General features: G+C 63.9%; 19 protein-coding genes. 17 read left to right on the forward strand and 2 right to left on the reverse strand.

Translation table 11 applies throughout. From position 1 onward, the window contains the following. The 10 genes from mbhE to BIS11_RS01775 form a co-directional block, all read left to right on the forward strand. Nucleotides 1–1,336: hydrogen gas-evolving membrane-bound hydrogenase subunit E (gene mbhE / locus BIS11_RS01730; protein ID WP_253585683.1), on the forward strand; the 1,336-nt coding region annotated here is incomplete at its 5' end. Next, entirely contained in the window at nucleotides 1,329–1,760 is a 432-nt protein-coding gene (locus tag BIS11_RS01735) for a Na+/H+ antiporter subunit B (RefSeq protein WP_253424278.1), read from the forward strand. The genes mbhE and BIS11_RS01735, both read left to right, overlap by 8 nt. 18 nt (nucleotides 1,761–1,778) lie before the next feature. Beyond that, nucleotides 1,779–2,126, forward strand: coding sequence for a Na+/H+ antiporter subunit C (locus tag BIS11_RS01740; protein WP_227388147.1), 348 nt, complete (start codon nucleotides 1,779–1,781; stop codon nucleotides 2,124–2,126). Further along, a complete protein-coding gene (locus BIS11_RS01745) occupies nucleotides 2,123–3,724 on the forward strand; it encodes a Na+/H+ antiporter subunit D (protein ID WP_253424281.1) in 1,602 nt (533 codons plus the stop codon). Before BIS11_RS01740 ends, BIS11_RS01745 begins: the two co-directional genes overlap by 4 nt. Then, nucleotides 3,721–4,194: a Na+/H+ antiporter subunit E gene (locus BIS11_RS01750; RefSeq protein WP_227388145.1), complete on the forward strand. Its 474-nt coding sequence runs from the start codon at nucleotides 3,721–3,723 to the stop codon at nucleotides 4,192–4,194. Before BIS11_RS01745 ends, BIS11_RS01750 begins: the two co-directional genes overlap by 4 nt. Beyond that, entirely contained in the window at nucleotides 4,194–4,463 is a 270-nt protein-coding gene (locus BIS11_RS01755; RefSeq protein WP_227388144.1) for a monovalent cation/H+ antiporter complex subunit F, read from the forward strand. Before BIS11_RS01750 ends, BIS11_RS01755 begins: the two co-directional genes overlap by 1 nt. Then, nucleotides 4,456–4,860: a monovalent cation/H(+) antiporter subunit G gene (gene mnhG, locus BIS11_RS01760; RefSeq protein ID WP_253424284.1), complete on the forward strand. Its 405-nt coding sequence runs from the start codon at nucleotides 4,456–4,458 to the stop codon at nucleotides 4,858–4,860. The genes BIS11_RS01755 and mnhG overlap by 8 nt, the downstream gene beginning before the upstream one ends. Nucleotides 4,861–5,222: 362 nt before the next feature. Next, a complete protein-coding gene (locus tag BIS11_RS01765; RefSeq protein WP_253424288.1) occupies nucleotides 5,223–6,758 on the forward strand; it encodes a DASH family cryptochrome in 1,536 nt (511 codons plus the stop codon). A gap of 153 nt (nucleotides 6,759–6,911) precedes the next feature. Further along, complete coding sequence (locus tag BIS11_RS01770; RefSeq protein WP_253424291.1) at nucleotides 6,912–8,099, forward strand: lytic murein transglycosylase; 1,188 nt, start codon at nucleotides 6,912–6,914, stop codon at nucleotides 8,097–8,099. Between the two features lie 77 nt (nucleotides 8,100–8,176). Further along, nucleotides 8,177–8,725 carry an ATP-dependent zinc protease gene (locus BIS11_RS01775; RefSeq protein ID WP_253424296.1) on the forward strand — a complete coding sequence of 183 codons (549 nt, stop codon included), beginning with the start codon at nucleotides 8,177–8,179 and terminating at the stop codon, nucleotides 8,723–8,725. Between the two features lie 32 nt (nucleotides 8,726–8,757). Here BIS11_RS01775 and BIS11_RS01780 read toward each other — a convergent pair whose 3' ends face one another. Further along, nucleotides 8,758–9,468 (reverse strand): 16S rRNA (uracil(1498)-N(3))-methyltransferase, encoded by a 711-nt coding sequence (locus tag BIS11_RS01780; protein WP_253424299.1) that lies wholly within the window; start codon nucleotides 9,466–9,468, stop codon nucleotides 8,758–8,760. Nucleotides 9,469–9,598: 130 nt separating this feature from the next. Here BIS11_RS01780 and phaR point away from each other — a divergent pair, with 130 nt between their 5' ends. The 7 genes from phaR to BIS11_RS01815 all read left to right on the forward strand — a co-directional run bounded on the left by phaR (nucleotide 9,599) and on the right by BIS11_RS01815 (nucleotide 14,052). Next, nucleotides 9,599–10,054 (forward strand): polyhydroxyalkanoate synthesis repressor PhaR, encoded by a 456-nt coding sequence (phaR, locus tag BIS11_RS01785; RefSeq protein WP_253424301.1) that lies wholly within the window; start codon nucleotides 9,599–9,601, stop codon nucleotides 10,052–10,054. A 63-nt stretch (nucleotides 10,055–10,117) separates the two neighbouring features. Continuing rightward, the gene (gene purD, locus BIS11_RS01790; protein ID WP_253585684.1) at nucleotides 10,118–11,410 is read left to right on the forward strand and encodes a phosphoribosylamine--glycine ligase; all 1,293 of its coding nucleotides are present in this window, start codon (nucleotides 10,118–10,120) and stop codon (nucleotides 11,408–11,410) included. A 26-nt stretch (nucleotides 11,411–11,436) separates the two neighbouring features. Continuing rightward, nucleotides 11,437–11,874 carry a thioesterase family protein gene (locus tag BIS11_RS01795; protein WP_253422979.1) on the forward strand — a complete coding sequence of 146 codons (438 nt, stop codon included), beginning with the start codon at nucleotides 11,437–11,439 and terminating at the stop codon, nucleotides 11,872–11,874. After that, complete coding sequence (locus tag BIS11_RS01800; protein WP_253423019.1) at nucleotides 11,874–12,746, forward strand: phosphoribulokinase; 873 nt, start codon at nucleotides 11,874–11,876, stop codon at nucleotides 12,744–12,746. The genes BIS11_RS01795 and BIS11_RS01800 overlap by 1 nt, the downstream gene beginning before the upstream one ends. 68 nt (nucleotides 12,747–12,814) lie before the next feature. Then, nucleotides 12,815–13,156: a histidine triad nucleotide-binding protein gene (locus BIS11_RS01805; protein WP_253422982.1), complete on the forward strand. Its 342-nt coding sequence runs from the start codon at nucleotides 12,815–12,817 to the stop codon at nucleotides 13,154–13,156. A gap of 31 nt (nucleotides 13,157–13,187) precedes the next feature. After that, nucleotides 13,188–13,832, forward strand: coding sequence for a demethoxyubiquinone hydroxylase family protein (locus tag BIS11_RS01810; protein WP_253422985.1), 645 nt, complete (start codon nucleotides 13,188–13,190; stop codon nucleotides 13,830–13,832). Between the two features lie 61 nt (nucleotides 13,833–13,893). Then, nucleotides 13,894–14,052 carry a DUF1328 domain-containing protein gene (locus tag BIS11_RS01815; RefSeq protein ID WP_253422988.1) on the forward strand — a complete coding sequence of 53 codons (159 nt, stop codon included), beginning with the start codon at nucleotides 13,894–13,896 and terminating at the stop codon, nucleotides 14,050–14,052. Nucleotides 14,053–14,135: 83 nt separating this feature from the next. Here the strand turns inward: BIS11_RS01815 and ettA are convergent. Beyond that, on the reverse strand, nucleotides 14,136–15,580 hold a 1,445-nt coding region (ettA, locus tag BIS11_RS01820), incomplete at its 5' end, for an energy-dependent translational throttle protein EttA (RefSeq protein ID WP_253585685.1).

Here is a 15,580-nt window from a genome sequence, read left to right on the forward strand (position 1 = left end):
GGCGGGCATCCTGGACCACGAGACCGGCACCAAGGACGTGAGCGCCATGGGGGGGCTTCGCTCCAGCATGCCGGTGACGGCGACGATCGCCTGCGTGGCGGCGCTGTCGCTCTCCGGGGTGCCGCCGCTGTTCGGTTTCATCGGCAAGGAGCTGATGCTCGAGGCAGTGCTGGGGGCCGAGGGGTTGGCGGCGCTGCTGATCTTGATGGCCTTCGCCTCGGCGGTGCTGACCATCGCGGTGGCCGCGATCATCGCGCTTCGTCCTTTCTTCGGCCAGCGCCGCCAGACCCCGAAAGAGTCCCACGAGGCTCCCTTCAGCATGCTGCTGGGACCGGGCCTGCTGGCGGCCATATCACTGGCGCTCGGGCTTGCGCCAGCGCTATTGGGCGGGGATGCGCTGCTGACCGCGGCGGCAAGCTCGGTGGTGGGCACGCGCCTCGAGGTGTCGCTGTCGCTCTGGTACGGGGTGAACACGGCGCTGATCCTGTCGATCGTGAGCCTGGCCCTTGGCTTTCTGCTCTTCAAGCGCTGGGATGGCGTGCGCGGGCGGCTGTCCATTCTGGCGCCCATCCAGCGCCGCGGGCCGGAAGCCGGGTTCGATGCCAGCCTGCGCGGCATCGAGCGCTTCGCCGAGTGGCAGACGCGAATTCTGCAAAACGGCTACATGCGCAACTACATTCTGGTAATGCTGGTGGTGCTGATCGTCCTGATCGGGCAGTCGATCCTAGTGCGCCACTCGCCGCTGTTCGATTTTTCCCTGGATGTGCGCTTTCACGAGATCATCGTGGTCGGCACCATGGCCATGGGGGCGCTGTTCGCCACCGTCTCGCGCTCGCGGCTGGGGGCAGTGGTCTCGGTCGGCATCATGGGCTTTTCCATCGCGCTGATCTTCATCCTGTTCAGCGCGCCGGATCTGGGTATCACGCAGCTGCTGGTCGAGACGCTGACGGTCATTCTGCTGGTGCTGGTGCTGTTCCGGCTGCCGCGTTTCTCCAACCTGTCGACCAGTTTGGAGCGCATTCGCGACGGCGCCACTGCCGCCGCCATGGGCGTGCTGATCTTCCTGCTGGTCATCACCGCCTGGAGCATCGATCAATTCGAGCCCATCTCGACCTACATGGTCGAGAACAGCGCACCGCTCGCTTATGGGCGCAACATCGTCAACGTCATCCTGGTGGACTACCGGGCGCTGGATACGCTGGGCGAGATGTTCGTGCTGGCGCTGGCCGCCATCGGGGTCATCGCCATGCTGAAACTGCGCCACGTCACGCCCGGGGAAGGGAAGGCGGGTGGTACCGGCAAGCCGGCGGTCAAGGAGGAGCCCTACGATGGTTAAGTCAGGCACGATCATTCTCAACACGGCAGCGCGCTTTCTGATGCCGCTGCAGCTGATGTTCTCGGTGTTCCTGCTGCTGCGCGGTCACGACGAACCCGGCGGCGGCTTCATCGCGGGGCTGGTCGCGGCCGGGGGCTTCACGCTCTACCTGTTCGCCTTCGGGGTCAGCGCCACCCGCGAGGTGCTGCGCATGCTCGACCCGCGCGATCTGATCGGTGCAGGGCTATTGCTCGGCATGATCTCCATCGTGCCCGCCTGGTTCATGGACCAGCCGTTTCTGACCGCCCAGTGGTGGACCATTCCGGTGATCGACTTCAAGGCCTCGACGCCGCTGATCTTCGACGTGGGGGTGTACCTGGCCGTGCTGGGTTCGGTGATCGGCATGGTGATGGCGCTGATGGAGGTGGACAAGGATGAACCGTGACCTGCAAGGAGGGTACCTATGGAACCGTTGATGGCCCTGGCGATCGGGCTTCTCTACGCCACCGCCATTTTCATGATGCTGCGGCGCTCGATCGTGAAACTGGTGATCGGGCTGCTGCTCTTGTCCAATGCCGCCAATCTTCTGATCTTCACCACGGCGGGCATGACCCGCGGCGCGCCGCCCTTGATTCCCGAAGGCATGTCGCAGCCGCTGGGCCAGGTGGCGGACCCGCTGCCCCAGGCGGTCGTGCTCACCGCCATCGTCATCGCCTTCGGGGTGCTGGCCTTCGCCGTGGTACTGATTCGCCGCGCCTACGAAATCGTCAAGGCGGATGATCTGGACAAGATGAAGGATACCGATACGTGAGGCCCGAAGTCGCACTTCCCGTTCTGCTGCCGCTGTTGTCCGGGGCGCTGTCGCTGATGTTCTGGCGCTCGCGCCCCATGCAGCGCTTTCTCGCCGTGGCGGGCAATGTTGCGCTGCTCGGCGTCAGCCTCTGGCTGTTCGTCGAGGTTCTCGGCGATGGCTACATCACCATGCAGATGGGCAGCTGGCCGGCGCCTTTCGGCATCACGCTGATCGCCGACATGCTAAGCGCCGTGATGATCCTGCTGACCGGGATCATCGGCCTCGCCATGGGCATCTATTCGCTGGCCGCCACCGGGCGCGGCCACGAGAAGTTCGGCTACTACCCGTTGATGCACCTGCTGCTGGCGGGCGTGGCCGGGGCCTTCCTGACCGGCGACATCTTCAACCTCTACGTGTGGTTCGAGGTGATGCTGGTGGCCTCCTTCGCGCTTCTGATCCTGGGTGGCGAGCGGGCCCAGATGGAAGGGGCGATCAAGTACGTGACCTTGAACCTGCTCGCCTCGGTGATCTTTCTCACCGCCATCGGGCTTCTGTACGGCACCGTAGGCACGCTCAACATGGCGGACATCGCCCTGCGCATGGATCAGGTGGAGCACGCGGGCATGGTCGAGGTGCTGGCGGTGATGTTCATGGTCGCCTTCGGCATCAAGGCTGCCGCCTTTCCGCTGTTCTTCTGGCTGCCGGCGTCCTACCACACGCCGCCGGTGGCGGTATCGGCACTGTTCGCCGGGCTCTTGACCAAGGTGGGGGTGTATTCGCTTTTTCGCGTGTTCACGCTCATCTTCGACCAGACCATGGGCTACCTGCAGGAGATCATGCTGTGGGGAGCGGTATTCACCATGGTGACCGGTGTGCTCGGCGCCGCTGCCCAGTACGAGTTTCGCCGCATCCTGTCGTTTCATATCGTCAGCCAGATCGGCTACATGATTCTCGGTCTTGCGATCTACACGCCGCTGGCCATCGCCGGCGGGGTGTTCGCGATCATGCACAACATCGTGGTGAAGACGAACCTGTTCTTGATCAGCGGCATCACCCACCGCCTGCAGGGTACCTACCAGCTCAAGAAGATGGGCGGGCTCTATCGCCAGCGGCCCTGGCTCGCGGTGGCGTTTTTCGTCTCGGCGTTCTCGCTGGCCGGGGTTCCGCCGCTTTCCGGCTTCTTCGCCAAGTTCGTCCTGATTCGCGCCGGTCTCGAAGCCGGGGCCTACGTCGCTACCGGTTTTGCCCTGGCGGTGGGGCTGATGACCCTCTACTCGATGGTGAAGATCTGGAACGAGGTATTCTGGAAGGCACTTCCCGAGGACAATCTGGTGCCCGCCGCGCAGACGCCGGTCGGTGACGATGGGCGGCTTCTGAAGCCGAGCCTGTGGCTGATGTATCTACCGGTGGTGGTGCTGGCCTTGATGTCGCTTCTGATCGGCGTGTTCGCCGAGCCGATCATGCAGGTCATGAACATCATCGGCGATCAGCTGTTCGCGCCCGAGGGGTATATCGACGCGGTGCTGGGCGCGCCCGGCGATGCCGAAGCTGCCATCGTCGAACCGCTAGAGCTCGACGCCGACGCCGTCGAGGAACCCGGGGAGGAGCTGCCATGACCGGTGCGATCTGGAATCTTCTGCTCGGGCTTGCCTGGGTACTGCTCAGCGGTGACTTCACCGGCCTCAACCTGCTGGTGGGCATGGTGTTCGGCTATATCGCCCTGGTGCTGATCGAGCATCAGGTGGAAGCGCTCAAGGGGTATCCAGCCCGCATCCCGCGCATCGTTCGCTTCATCGGCTTCTTCATCAAGGAGCTAGTGCAGGCGAACCTGCGGGTGGGCTTCGATATCCTGACCCCGCCCTGGCACATGAAGCCGGGGGTGATCGCGCTGCCGCTGTCGGCGCGCACCGAAATGGAGATCACCCTGGTGGCGAACCTGATCTCGCTGACGCCGGGGACGCTGAGCCTGGACGTCTCCGACGATCGGCGAGTGCTCTACATTCACGCCATGTTCCTCGACGACGAGGATGAGCTGCGTCGTAATCTCAAGGAAATGGAGCACCGCGCACTGGAGCTGTTTCGCTGATGAGTACCGTGATTTTGATCTGTCAGGTGATCATGGGGCTGGCCCTCGTGCTCACCTTCGTTCGTGTGGTGCGTGGTCCGAGCCTGCCCGATCGCGTGGTGGCCCTCGAGCTCTTCTCCACCACCGTGGTGGGGCTCGTCGGGGTATATGCAGTGCAGTCGGAGGTGGCGAGCTTTCTCGACGCCGCCATCGTGATCGCGCTGATGGGCTTTCTGGCCGCCATCGGCTTTGCTCGCTTTCTGGAAAGGGGAGGCCCCAGGGATGATTGAGGTCGTCAAGGGCACGCTGTTGCTCAGCGGGTCGCTGTTCATTCTGCTGGCCGCCATCGGACTTCTGCGCTTGCCGGATCTTTTGACCCGCATGCACGCGACGACCAAGGCGGCGGCGCTCGGGGTCATTCTGATCATGCTCGCCTCGGCGATGCACTTCGCCGAAGTGGGCGTGGTGGCGCGCTCCTTCGCCATTATCCTGTTCATCCTGATGACCGCGCCGGTCGCCGCGCACGTGATCGGGCGGGCGGGCTACTTCGTCGGCTCGAAGCTCTGGAGCGGCACCGTCAAGGACGAGCTCAAGCCCAACTACGACCCGCTGACCCACGAGTTGAAAAGTGGGCTCGAAACCCAGGAAAATGCCCGCCGCGTACCGCGAGAGAGCGATCCCGAGTAAGCGTTGACGGCTTTTGTCCTTCATCTTCATAACATGAGTTAATATTTAAACCGCCTTTCGAGGGCGGTTTTTTTCGGACTGCCGCTTGATAATGCAAAAAATTAGTCCATTATTTATGTACAATAATTGTATTGTATAAGACAATGTGTTCAGGTATCACATGTCGAAACGCTTGAAGAAAAGCGCTGACGCATTCAAGACCCAGTACCCAATATTCAGGTATCAAAAGCCTACGATGATCGCGTTCTATGCCTGCGCCCATAGTTCTAGCGACGATGGATGCACGGCTGACGTGGTGAATGCACGCGGTTGGATCGCTTGGATTCGCGACGTTGGCAAAGCACGCTTGGGAGGCTCCTAGCATGAACATCACTACCGATATTGTCTGGCTGCACGACAACTTGCGCGTGGCGGACAACCCCTTGCTACGATTCGATTCAAGGCCCGATCAACTGATCTGTCTGTATGTCCTTGATCAGCGTCTACTCGACGCGAGTCTGCCCGGCGAAGCGACGCCGCGGCTCGGGCCCGCTCGGTTACGGTTTCTGTGGCAAAGCCTCATGGCACTGCGCGGGGAGCTTCTACAGCTCGGTAGTGATCTTTCGGTGCGCATCGGCGATCCCTCGTCAATAGTTGTACAGCTAGCCGAACGTTATCAGGCGCGAAGTGTTCGCGTAGCCTCTCATTCGGGATTCGAGGAGAGCCAGCGAATCGATTGCGTGGCCGAAGAGCTGCCCTCCTGTACCACGCTCGAGCGTCTGGAGAGCGGTTATCTGTTCGATACTGACGAACTTCCCTTCAAGCTCAACGACATGCCGGCGAGTTTCAGCGCGTTTCGTCAGCGCGTCGAGAAACAGTGGAGCTTCAAGGAGGCGGTCAACGCGCCCTTCACGCTGCCAGGCTGGCCCGAAGACGCTTCCCGTGGTTTCCCGCCGCTCAAGGCAGTCAGCGAAGAGAGCGCCTTCTGGCTTCCGGACGACCGTCAGGGATTCGTCTTCATGGGAGGCGAAGCCGCCGCCCACCAGCGCTTGCATCACTATCTCTGGCAACAGAACGGCGCCGAATCCTACAAGAAGACCCGTAACGGCCTGCTCGGCGCCAATTTCTCGACGCGATTTTCACCTTGGCTGGCCCATGGCTGCCTCTCGGCACGTCAGGTCTACAAGGAGGTGAAGGCCTGGGAGGCAGTCAACGGCGCCAACGAGTCCAGTCAGTGGATCGTTTTCGAGCTGCTATGGCGCGATTACTTCCATCGTAATGCCCAGGTCGAAGGAGCGGCGCTGTTCGGCGATACCGCCATGCCGGTGCCTTGCGAGAGGTTCGATCTGTGGCGCGAAGGCAAAACCGGGGTGCCCTTCATCGATGCCGCCATGCGCGAGCTTCGATACACCGGCTGGATTTCCAGTCGCTCACGCCAGAACGTGGCGAGCTTTCTGGTCAACGACCTCGAAGTGGACTGGCGTCTTGGCGCCTGGTGGTTCGAGCACTGCCTCATCGATTACGACCCGGCCAACAACTGGGGCAATTGGGGGCACATCGCCGGCCTCGGGCGTGACGGCCGCAAGGATCGCTACTTCAACGTGCTCAAGCAGGCCAGGCACTACGATCCCAAGGGCCTTTACGTGGCTTACTGGTTACCCGAACTCGATGCGTTCGACGTCGGCATCGAGCGCCACCAGCCCTGGCGCAGCGCCCCGGAAAGCTTCGACGCGCCCTGCGTACTGCCAAGGCAGTGGGATCGCTGGCTTCTCGACGCTCCCGAAAGCGCTTCCGAGTCGGTATCCGAACCGATCAAGGTCGACGTTCCCCTGGCGCACGAGCGCCTGCCTGCGCAAGAAGCGCGGCTGGGCAAGTCCGTAAGCGCGCCCATCGAGGAAACCGAAGAGGCCGAAGAGTGATGCGCGGGACGTGCCTCGAGCGGGACTGGTAACGCGCACGTTTCTACGCCATCATCGATCTTCGCCAGGGATTGCCGAGAGATCGAAACCATGTCATTGAAAAGCAATACATTAGCAAGCTATCGTTGTGCCGGGTTCACGGGGGCGCTCCTGATGAGCGCGCTCGTCTCGCTGCCCGCTCACGCCAACCTGCAACTGATGAGCGAAGTGGATGCGCGAGCCGCCGAACAGGTCCAGTACGCGAGTTTCAACCAGTGGCTCGGTGATTTTCGCCGCCATGCGCGGGAGCAGGGCATCAGCGAGGCCACGCTGGCCAGTGCTTTCGATTCGCTGCGCTATCGCGAGCGTGTGATCGAACTCGACCGCTATCAGCCGGAATTCGTGCGCCCCATCTGGCAGTACCTGGATTCCGCAGTGTCCGATACTCGTGTCGCGACCGGTCGCGAGAAACTTCAGGCGCACCGCCAGACCGCCGAGCAGATGCAGGGCCGCTACGGCGTGCCGGCGGAGATCGTCGTGGCGATCTGGGGGATCGAGAGCAATTACGGCAGCAATTTCGGTGATTTCTCTACCCTCGAGGCCCTGGCGACGCTGGCCTATGATGGCCGTAGGCGCGAGTTCGCGCGCAACGAGCTGCTGTCGGCGCTGCGCATCATCGACGAAGGCGATATTTCCGCCGAGCAGATGAAAGGCTCCTGGGCCGGCGCGATGGGCCACACCCAGTTCATTCCCTCGAGCTTCGAAGCCTACGCCGTGGATGGCGACAACGACGGCCGGCGCGACATCTGGGGCAGCATCCCCGACGTCATGGCCTCCACGGCCAACTACCTGGCCAAGGCCGGCTGGCAGTCGGGCCAGCCCTGGGGGCGCGAAGTGATCCTGCCCGACGGCTTCGACTATGCCCAAACCGAGCGGCGCAGTACCCGCGAATGGGCCGCTCAGGGCGTTCGCGCCGTCAGCGGCGAGCTTCCCGAGTTCGACAGCGCGGCGATCATCGTGCCCGCCGGTGCCCGTGGGCCGGCCTTTCTGGTAGGCCCCAACTTCCGCGCCATCCTGCGCTACAACAATGCCACCAGCTACGCGCTCGCCGTGGCGACGCTGGGTGATGCGATTGCCGGGCGCTCCGGGATTTCACAGCCCTGGCCGCGCGACGAGGCACCTTTGACCCGGGACGATGTCAAAGCGCTCCAGCAGCGACTCAACGCCTCCGGTTACTCGGTCGGCACGCCCGACGGCATCATGGGGCCGAATACCCAAAGCGGGTTACGGGCATTCCAGCGCGATCAGGGGCTGACGCCGGATGGCTTCGCCACGCAGTCGTTGCTCGAGCGCCTTCGTTAGCGCTTCACGAACGATCGTTACGATCAAGATCTTTCAATCAAGGATGAACAGTGATGAGCAAGGTGTTTTCAACGGTAATGGGAAAGACGTTGGGCGTCGCGGCGCTTTCCGGTGCGCTGCTGTCCGCTGCCGGCGCCCAGGCGGACGACGAGCGCAAGGTGTACGGTTGGGTCGAGAACGCGGTGATCGCTCACTGGGACATCAAGGTGAAGGCAAAGCTCGACAGCGGAGCGCTGACCTCATCGCTCGATGCCCGCGACATCGAACTGTTCGATAAAGAGGGAGAGGAGTGGGTGCGCTTTCGCCTGCAGCTCGAGGATCAGGCCAGCGGCGAAACCTTCAGCGACGAGATCGAGCGACCGCTTCATCGGGAGCAGACCGTGCGCGGCGCCGGTGGCAAGGACGACCGCCCGGTCGTGCTTCTGGACATCTGCATGGGCGACACGATCTACGAAGAGCAGTTCAGCCTGCGCGATCGTGAAGACATGATCTACCCCATGCTGTTGGGGCGGCGTACCATCAGCCACCTGGGGCTTCTGGACGTCGAGAACACCTTCCTTCAAAGCCCGGAGTGCGCGGACGATGCCGAGTACGTCGCTCACGACCCCGACGACGACCAGGACTGAGTCGAACTCGCCGGCGTGCCCCGGGCACGCCGCTAAAACAGCTTCGACAACAGCGCCGTCACGGCGGTTTCCACCCGCAGGATGCGGGCACCGAGATGGATGCCTTCGCAGCCTGCTTCCAACAGCTGTTCCACTTCCCAATCGATGAAGCCTCCTTCCGGGCCGACCAGCAGCAGGGTCTGCTCGCTCACCTCGCGCGGGCAGGCGTTGGGCATGCCCGGGTGCGCCACCAGGCCGCGGTGGTCCTTCATCAGCATCGGCAATCTTTGCTCGATGAAGGGTCGAAAGCCCTTGACCAGCTCGATCTCCGGCCACACCGTGTCCCGCGCCTGCTCGAGCCCGAGCAGGAAATGCTGGTGGATCTTGTCGATATTAAGCTCCGGCGACTGCCAGTAGCTCTTCTCCACCCGCTTGGTATGCAAGAGCGTGAGGCGCTTCACACCCAGGGCGGTGACGTGCTCGAGCGTGCGGGCCAACATGCGCGGGCGGGGCAGGGCGAGCACCAGGTGAACCGGCAGCGCCGGCGGCGGCGCATCCGCGAGCGTGCCCAGTTCGAACACCGCACGGTGGGCATCGAGCTCGACCAGCGTCGCCCGGCCTAGGCGGTCGTTCATTATGCCCACGGTCAGCTCGTCGCCGGGGCGGGCGCGATGCACGTCGTGGAGGTGCTTCAGGCGGCGGGCGTCGGTCAGAGTGGCGCGCCGGCCATCGAGCTCGTGGGGGGCAAGCAGTATCAGGTTCATGGGGCTCACAAGGTCGTGACGGCAAGGTGCCAGCGGGTCATACGTTCGCCCGGCTTGCATGCGTGCGCGTTGCAGGCACAATACCTGCAGTGGCGACGAAAGCCTTTACCGCGTTTTAAGGAGATGCGCTGTGCGCGTGATTCGCAAATATGCCAACCGGCGATTGTACGATACTCAGCAGAGCCGGTATGTAACCCTCGAGGATCTGCGCCGGTTGATCATCGATGAAGAGCCGTTTCGCGTCGAGGACGCCAAGAGCGGCGAGGATCTGACGCGCACCATCTTACTGTCGATCATCATCGAGCAGGAGCAGGCCGACAGCGACGCCGAGGTGTTCTCCAACGACCTGCTCGCCCAGCTCATCCGGGTCTACGACATGTCCTCGCCCTTGCCGCTGGCCCGCTATCTCGAGCAGGGCACCCAGCTGATGCTCCAGCAGCAAAAGCGTCTGCAGAACCAGTGGCAGCAGGCGTTCAAGAACTCGCCCATGGAACTGATGCGCGAAATGGCCGAGGAGAACATGCGCTTCTGGCAGAGCGCGCTGCAAAAGCCCTCGCCGACGGACGACGACGATAAACCCTCGTGAGCCGCGAACGCTTGGGTATGGCATAATGCGTCATCGCAACGCATCCGTTTGAGAAGGAAATACATGAACGTTCTGACGATTGGTGGTGGCGGGCGCGAGCACGCCCTGGCGTGGAAGCTTTCGCAGTCTCCGCTGGTGAGCAAGGTGTTCGTCGCGCCGGGCAACGCCGGTACCGCCGGCGAGGGCGGGCTCGAGAACGTGGCCATCGATGCCACCGACATCGAGGCGCTGATCGCGTTCGCCAAGCGCGAGCAGGTAGGGTTGACCGTGGTGGGCCCCGAAGCACCGCTGGTCGAGGGCGTGGTCGACCGCTTCGAGGAGGAGGGGCTCGTGATCTTCGGTCCGCGCCAGGCCGCCGCTCAGCTCGAAGGCTCCAAGTCCTTCACCAAGGATTTCCTCGCCCGCCACGCCATTCCGTCTGCGGCCTATCGCACCTTCACCAAGGTCGAGCCGGCCCTGGCCTACCTGCAGGAGATGGGCGCGCCCATCGTCATCAAGGCCGACGGCCTGGCCGCCGGCAAGGGCGTGATCGTGGCGATGAGCGAGGCGGAAGCCGAGGCGGCGGTTCGCGACATGCTCGAGGCCAACGCCTTCGGCGACGCCGGGGCGCGGGTGGTCATCGAGGAGTTCCTCGAAGGCGAGGAGGCGAGCTTCATCGTCATGGTCGACGGCGAAAGCGTCGTGCCCATGGCCACGAGCCAGGACCACAAGCGCGCCTACGATGGCGATACCGGCCCCAACACCGGCGGCATGGGCGCCTATTCACCGGCGCCGGTGGTCACCCCCGAGATCGATGCGCGCATCATGGAGCGGGTGATCCTGCCCACCGTGCGCGGCATGCGCGACGAAGGCCACGCCTACCGCGGTTTCCTGTACGCGGGGCTGATGATCGACGCCGCCGGCGACCCGAAGGTGATCGAGTACAACTGCCGCTTCGGCGACCCGGAAACCCAGCCGATCATGATGCGCCTCGAGTCGGATCTCGCCGAGCTCTGCCTGGCCGGTGCCAAGGGCGAGCTCACCGGGCGGCACTGCGAGTGGGACAGTCGCGCCGCGGTGGGCGTGGTGATGGCCGCTGGCGGCTACCCGGGCAGCTATCGCAAGGGCGACGTGATCGACGGGCTCGACGATGCCGAAGCGACCGGCTGCAAGGTATTCCACGCAGGCACCGCCTTGAGCGACAAGGGCGAGGTGGTAAGCGCCGGCGGGCGCGTGCTGTGCGTCACCGCACTGGGTGAGAGCGTGCAGGAGGCGCAGCGCAAGGCCTACCAGGGCGTCGAGGCGATTCGCTGGCAAGGCGCCGAGTACCGTCGCGATATCGCCTATCGCGCCATCGCTCGCGAAACGTCGCGGTAAACCCCACACTCGACAAGGAGGCAGGCATGGCGCGCATGACGCTGGACTTTCCCGAGGCCCTGGTGATCCATCGCCACTCCTTGTCGGTGCGCATCACCGACATGAACTACGGCCGGCATCTGGGCCACGACGCCCTGGTGTCGCTGCTGGCCGAGGCGCGCGCTTGTGCGCTCGCCTCGCTCGGGTTTCCCGAGTGGGACCTGGCGGGCTACCCGAGCGTGGTGGCGGACCTGACGGTCACCTACCAGCAGGAGGCGCGCTTTCCCGAGCCGCTTGCCGTCGAGACCGCGATTCCCGATCCCGACGGCAAGGCGCTGGTGGTCCACCATCGCCTGCGCAATGCCGACGGCGCCACCGTGGCCACGGCGCGGGTGACGCTTCTGCTGGTCGATCTCGAGACTCGCAGGCCGGTCGCCGTCCCTTCAGATTTCACGCGTGCCCTGGCCCGCGCGCGAGGTGCATGATGTCGCGTGAATACCCCATCATCGCGGTGACCGGCTCCTCCGGGGCAGGCACCACCACGGTCCGGCGCAGCTTCGAGCGCATGTTCCTGCGCGAGGACGTGCACGCCGCCGTCGTCGACGGCGACGCCTTTCATCGCTACACCCGCGACGATCTGCAGCGCATCTTTCGCGACGAGCCCGAGCGCAAGGACGAGCTGTCGCACTTCGCCGTCGAGGCCAACCTGCTCGACCGCCTCGAGGGGCTGTTCATCGAGTACGGCGAGCACGGCTCCGGCACCTTTCGCCACTACATCCATGCCGAGGACAAGCAGCGAATCGAGGCCGGCTACCGGGTGGGCACCTTCACCGAATGGCAGTCGCTGCCCTGCGGTACGGATCTGCTGTTCTACGAAGGCTTGCACGGCGGGCTCGTCACCCCGGAGTACGACATCGCCCGCCACGCGGACCTGCTCATCGGCGTGGCGCCGACCATGAACCTCGAGTGGATCCAGAAGATCGATCGTGACACCAAGCTGCGCGGCTACTCCCAGGAGGCGGTGATCGACACGATCCTCGGGCGCATGAACGACTACGTGCGCTATATCCAGCCGCAGTTCTCGCGCACCCACATCAACTTCCAGCGCGTGCCGACGGTGGATACCTCCAACCCCTTCGAGGTGCAGGATATCCCGACCGATGCCGAGTCCTTCGTGGTGATCCGCTTTCGTGATCCCTCGACGGTGGATTTTCCCTGGCTTCTGGCCATGATCAAGGACGCCTTCATGACCCGCCCGCATACGCTGGTGGTGCCGGGCGCTCGGCTGTCGCTGGCCATGGAGCTGATTCTCGCCCCGCTGGTACGCCACCTGTTGGCCCAGCGGCGGTTTCGCTGATCGCTGCGCGGCGATCGCCCCCATTTTCGATCCGGTTGAAGACCGGCCCTGTCATTATGGAGAACGCCATGGAGTGTCTTTTCTGCAAGATCGTCAACCGCGAGATTCCCGCCGATATCGTCTATGAAGACGACCACGTGCTGGCGTTCAACGACATCGACCCCCAGGCGCCGGTTCACCAGCTCATCATTCCCAAGCAGCACATCGCCACGCTCAACGATATCGCGCCGGATCACCTGAGCGTCGTGGGACGGCTTCAGTACACCGCGGCCATGCTCGCCAAGCAGCAGGGCTTTGCCGAAGACGGCTACCGCGTGGTGATGAACTGCAACGCTATGGGCGGGCAGACGGTCTATCATATCCACATGCATCTGCTCGGCGGCCGCCAGTTCACCTGGCCCGCCGGCTAGACCCTCCACGATCCAGGGCAGGAGAGTGACCATGCGTGAACGACATCTGAGCCGTTCGGATCGCCTGATCTCGCACATCGACAGCGCGCTGCGCACGCTGATTCCCAACACGCGCGGCGCCCAGCGCACCAACCCGGCAAGCGGCGCACCGGAGGCAGCGCTCGACGAGCTGGAGCGGCGCCACGCGGCGAGCACGCTGCGGGTGCTGCACCTGGCGACGGCCGGCGTACAAGGGCTTTGCCAGGGGCAGGTGGGGCTCGTGATGCTGCCCAAGGCGCGTCTGCAGATCGACCAGGCCCAGCGCGAGGCGACCGACCACCTGGCCTGGTGCCAGCAGCGCCTGGCGCAGCTGGAAAGCCGCACCAGCTACTTTACGCCGGTCTACTACGGCGCCGGCGTCGGGCTCGGCCTCGTGAGTGGATGGGTCGGCGATCGTTTCGGGCTGGGCATGGTGGCCGCCAGCAAGGAAGTGCTCGGCCGCCGTACCAACGACCAGATGAGCTACCTGTCGAGCGACGATCAGCGCTCGCGGACGCTGCTGCGCCAGATCGTCGCCGACAATACCCATCATGCCCAGCTGGCGGTGGAAGCCGGCGGCTTGCGCTTTCCAGCGCCCGTCAAGTGGAGCATGGGCGCGCTCGGGGCGGCGTCGCTCAAGAAGGCGCGCTACACCTGATTTGACGAATGGGGCGGTGTGTCCAATTCTTCATGCGATACTATAGATAAGGAGATCGACCATGCTGGGCAACGCAATGCTGTTTCTCATCATCGCCATCATCGCCGGGGTACTGGGATTTTCGGGCATCGCCGGGGTCGCCTCGACCATCGCCCAGGTGCTCTTCGTGCTGTTTCTGATTCTCTTCGTCGTGTCGCTGTTCACCGGCCGGCGCCGCTGACCCAGGCACGCATGTGCGACCCGGTGCTCATCCGGCCATGAAAAAAGCCCCTTGCGAGGGGCTTTTTTTGTGCCGGTATCGACTCAGGCATCAATGCGCTTGTACTTCAGGCGCTTGGGCGTGTCGTTGCCGACGCGCTTCTTGTGATCTTCCTCGTAGTCGGTGTAGTTGCCGTCGAAGAACACCACTTCCGAGTCGCCCTCGAAGGCGAGAATGTGGGTCGCGATGCGGTCCAGGAACCAGCGGTCGTGGGAGATCACGATCGCACAGCCCGGGAAGGCCAGCAGCGCCTCTTCGAGCGCGCGCAACGTTTCGATGTCCAGGTCGTTCGAGGGTTCGTCGAGCAGCAGCACGTTGGCGCCCTGCTTGAGGGTCTGGGCCAGCTGCAGGCGACCGCGCTCACCGCCGGAGAGCTCGTCGAGGCGTTTCTGCTGGTCGTTGCCCTTGAAGTTGAAGCGTCCCACGTAGGCGCGCGACGATACCTCGTAGCCGTTGATGTTGAGGATGTCCTGGCCATCGGACACCGCCTCCCACACGGTCTGCCGGTCGTCGAGCGCGTCGCGCAGCTGCTCGACGTAGGCGATGTCCACCGTTTCGCCGATGACCACTTCGCCCTCGTCCGGCTGCTCCTGGCCGGCGATCAGCTTGAACAGCGTGGATTTACCCGCGCCGTTGCCGCCGACGATGCCGATGATCGCGCCGGGCGGCACGGTGAAGGAGAGATCCTGGTAAAGAAGCTTGTCATCGAAGCGCTTGGTGACGTTGTGGAACTCGATGACCTTGTCGCCCAGGCGCGGGCCGGGCGGAATGTAGATCTCGTTGGTCTCGTTGCGCTTCTGGAAATCACCGGACTGCATCTCCTCGAAGCGGTTGAGGCGCGCCTTGCTCTTGGCCTGGCGGCCCTTGGCGTTGCTGCGCACCCACTCGAGCTCCTGCTTGATCGCCTTCTGACGCGAGGCCTCCTGCTTGGCCTCCTGGGTCAGGCGCTGCTCCTTCTGCTCGAGCCACTGCGAGTAGTTGCCCTCGAAAGGAATGCCTTGGCCGCGGTCGAGCTCGAGAATCCAGCCGGCCACGTTGTCGAGGAAGTAGCGGTCGTGGGTGATCGCCACCACGGTGCCGCTGTAGTCGTGCAGAAAGCGCTCGAGCCAGGCGACGGATTCGGCGTCCAGGTGGTTGGTCGGCTCGTCGAGCAGCAGCATGTCGGGGTTCGACAGCAGCAGGCGGCAAAGGGCCACGCGGCGGCGCTCGCCACCGGACAGGTGCCCGACCTTGGCGTCCCAGGGGGGAAGGCGCAGCGCTTCGGCGGCGACCTCGAGCTTGCGCTCGATGTTGTGCGCGTCCGCCGCTTCGATGATGTTCTCAAGGCGTGCTTGTTCGCTGGCCAGGGCGTCGAAGTCCGCGTCGGGCTCGGCGTAGGCGGCGTAGACCGCGTCGAGCTTCTCCTGGGCCGCCTTCAGTTCGCCCAGCGCCTCTTCGACGGTTTCACGAACGTTTTTCTCATCGTCCAGCTGCGGCTCCTGGGGAAGAT

Origin of the sequence: Halomonas sp. 707D4 (genome assembly GCF_024158685.1) — a bacterium.
Taxonomy (GTDB): domain Bacteria; phylum Pseudomonadota; class Gammaproteobacteria; order Pseudomonadales; family Halomonadaceae; genus Vreelandella.

Coding starts and splice junctions, on each gene's coding strand:
- BIS11_RS01735 (WP_253424278.1), top strand. CDS start 1,329: ATGGTTAAGTCAGGCACGATCATTCTCAACACGGCAGCGCGCTTTCTG.
- BIS11_RS01740 (WP_227388147.1), top strand. CDS start 1,779: ATGGAACCGTTGATGGCCCTGGCGATCGGGCTTCTCTACGCCACCGCC.
- BIS11_RS01750 (WP_227388145.1), top strand. CDS start 3,721: ATGACCGGTGCGATCTGGAATCTTCTGCTCGGGCTTGCCTGGGTACTG.
- BIS11_RS01755 (WP_227388144.1), top strand. CDS start 4,194: ATGAGTACCGTGATTTTGATCTGTCAGGTGATCATGGGGCTGGCCCTC.
- mnhG (WP_253424284.1), top strand. CDS start 4,456: ATGATTGAGGTCGTCAAGGGCACGCTGTTGCTCAGCGGGTCGCTGTTC.
- BIS11_RS01765 (WP_253424288.1), top strand. CDS start 5,223: ATGAACATCACTACCGATATTGTCTGGCTGCACGACAACTTGCGCGTG.
- BIS11_RS01770 (WP_253424291.1), top strand. CDS start 6,912: ATGAGCGCGCTCGTCTCGCTGCCCGCTCACGCCAACCTGCAACTGATG.
- BIS11_RS01775 (WP_253424296.1), top strand. CDS start 8,177: ATGGGAAAGACGTTGGGCGTCGCGGCGCTTTCCGGTGCGCTGCTGTCC.
- BIS11_RS01780 (WP_253424299.1), bottom strand. CDS start 9,468: ATGAACCTGATACTGCTTGCCCCCCACGAGCTCGATGGCCGGCGCGCC.
- purD (WP_253585684.1), top strand. CDS start 10,118: ATGAACGTTCTGACGATTGGTGGTGGCGGGCGCGAGCACGCCCTGGCG.
- BIS11_RS01795 (WP_253422979.1), top strand. CDS start 11,437: ATGGCGCGCATGACGCTGGACTTTCCCGAGGCCCTGGTGATCCATCGC.
- BIS11_RS01800 (WP_253423019.1), top strand. CDS start 11,874: ATGTCGCGTGAATACCCCATCATCGCGGTGACCGGCTCCTCCGGGGCA.
- BIS11_RS01805 (WP_253422982.1), top strand. CDS start 12,815: ATGGAGTGTCTTTTCTGCAAGATCGTCAACCGCGAGATTCCCGCCGAT.
- BIS11_RS01810 (WP_253422985.1), top strand. CDS start 13,188: ATGCGTGAACGACATCTGAGCCGTTCGGATCGCCTGATCTCGCACATC.
- BIS11_RS01815 (WP_253422988.1), top strand. CDS start 13,894: ATGCTGGGCAACGCAATGCTGTTTCTCATCATCGCCATCATCGCCGGG.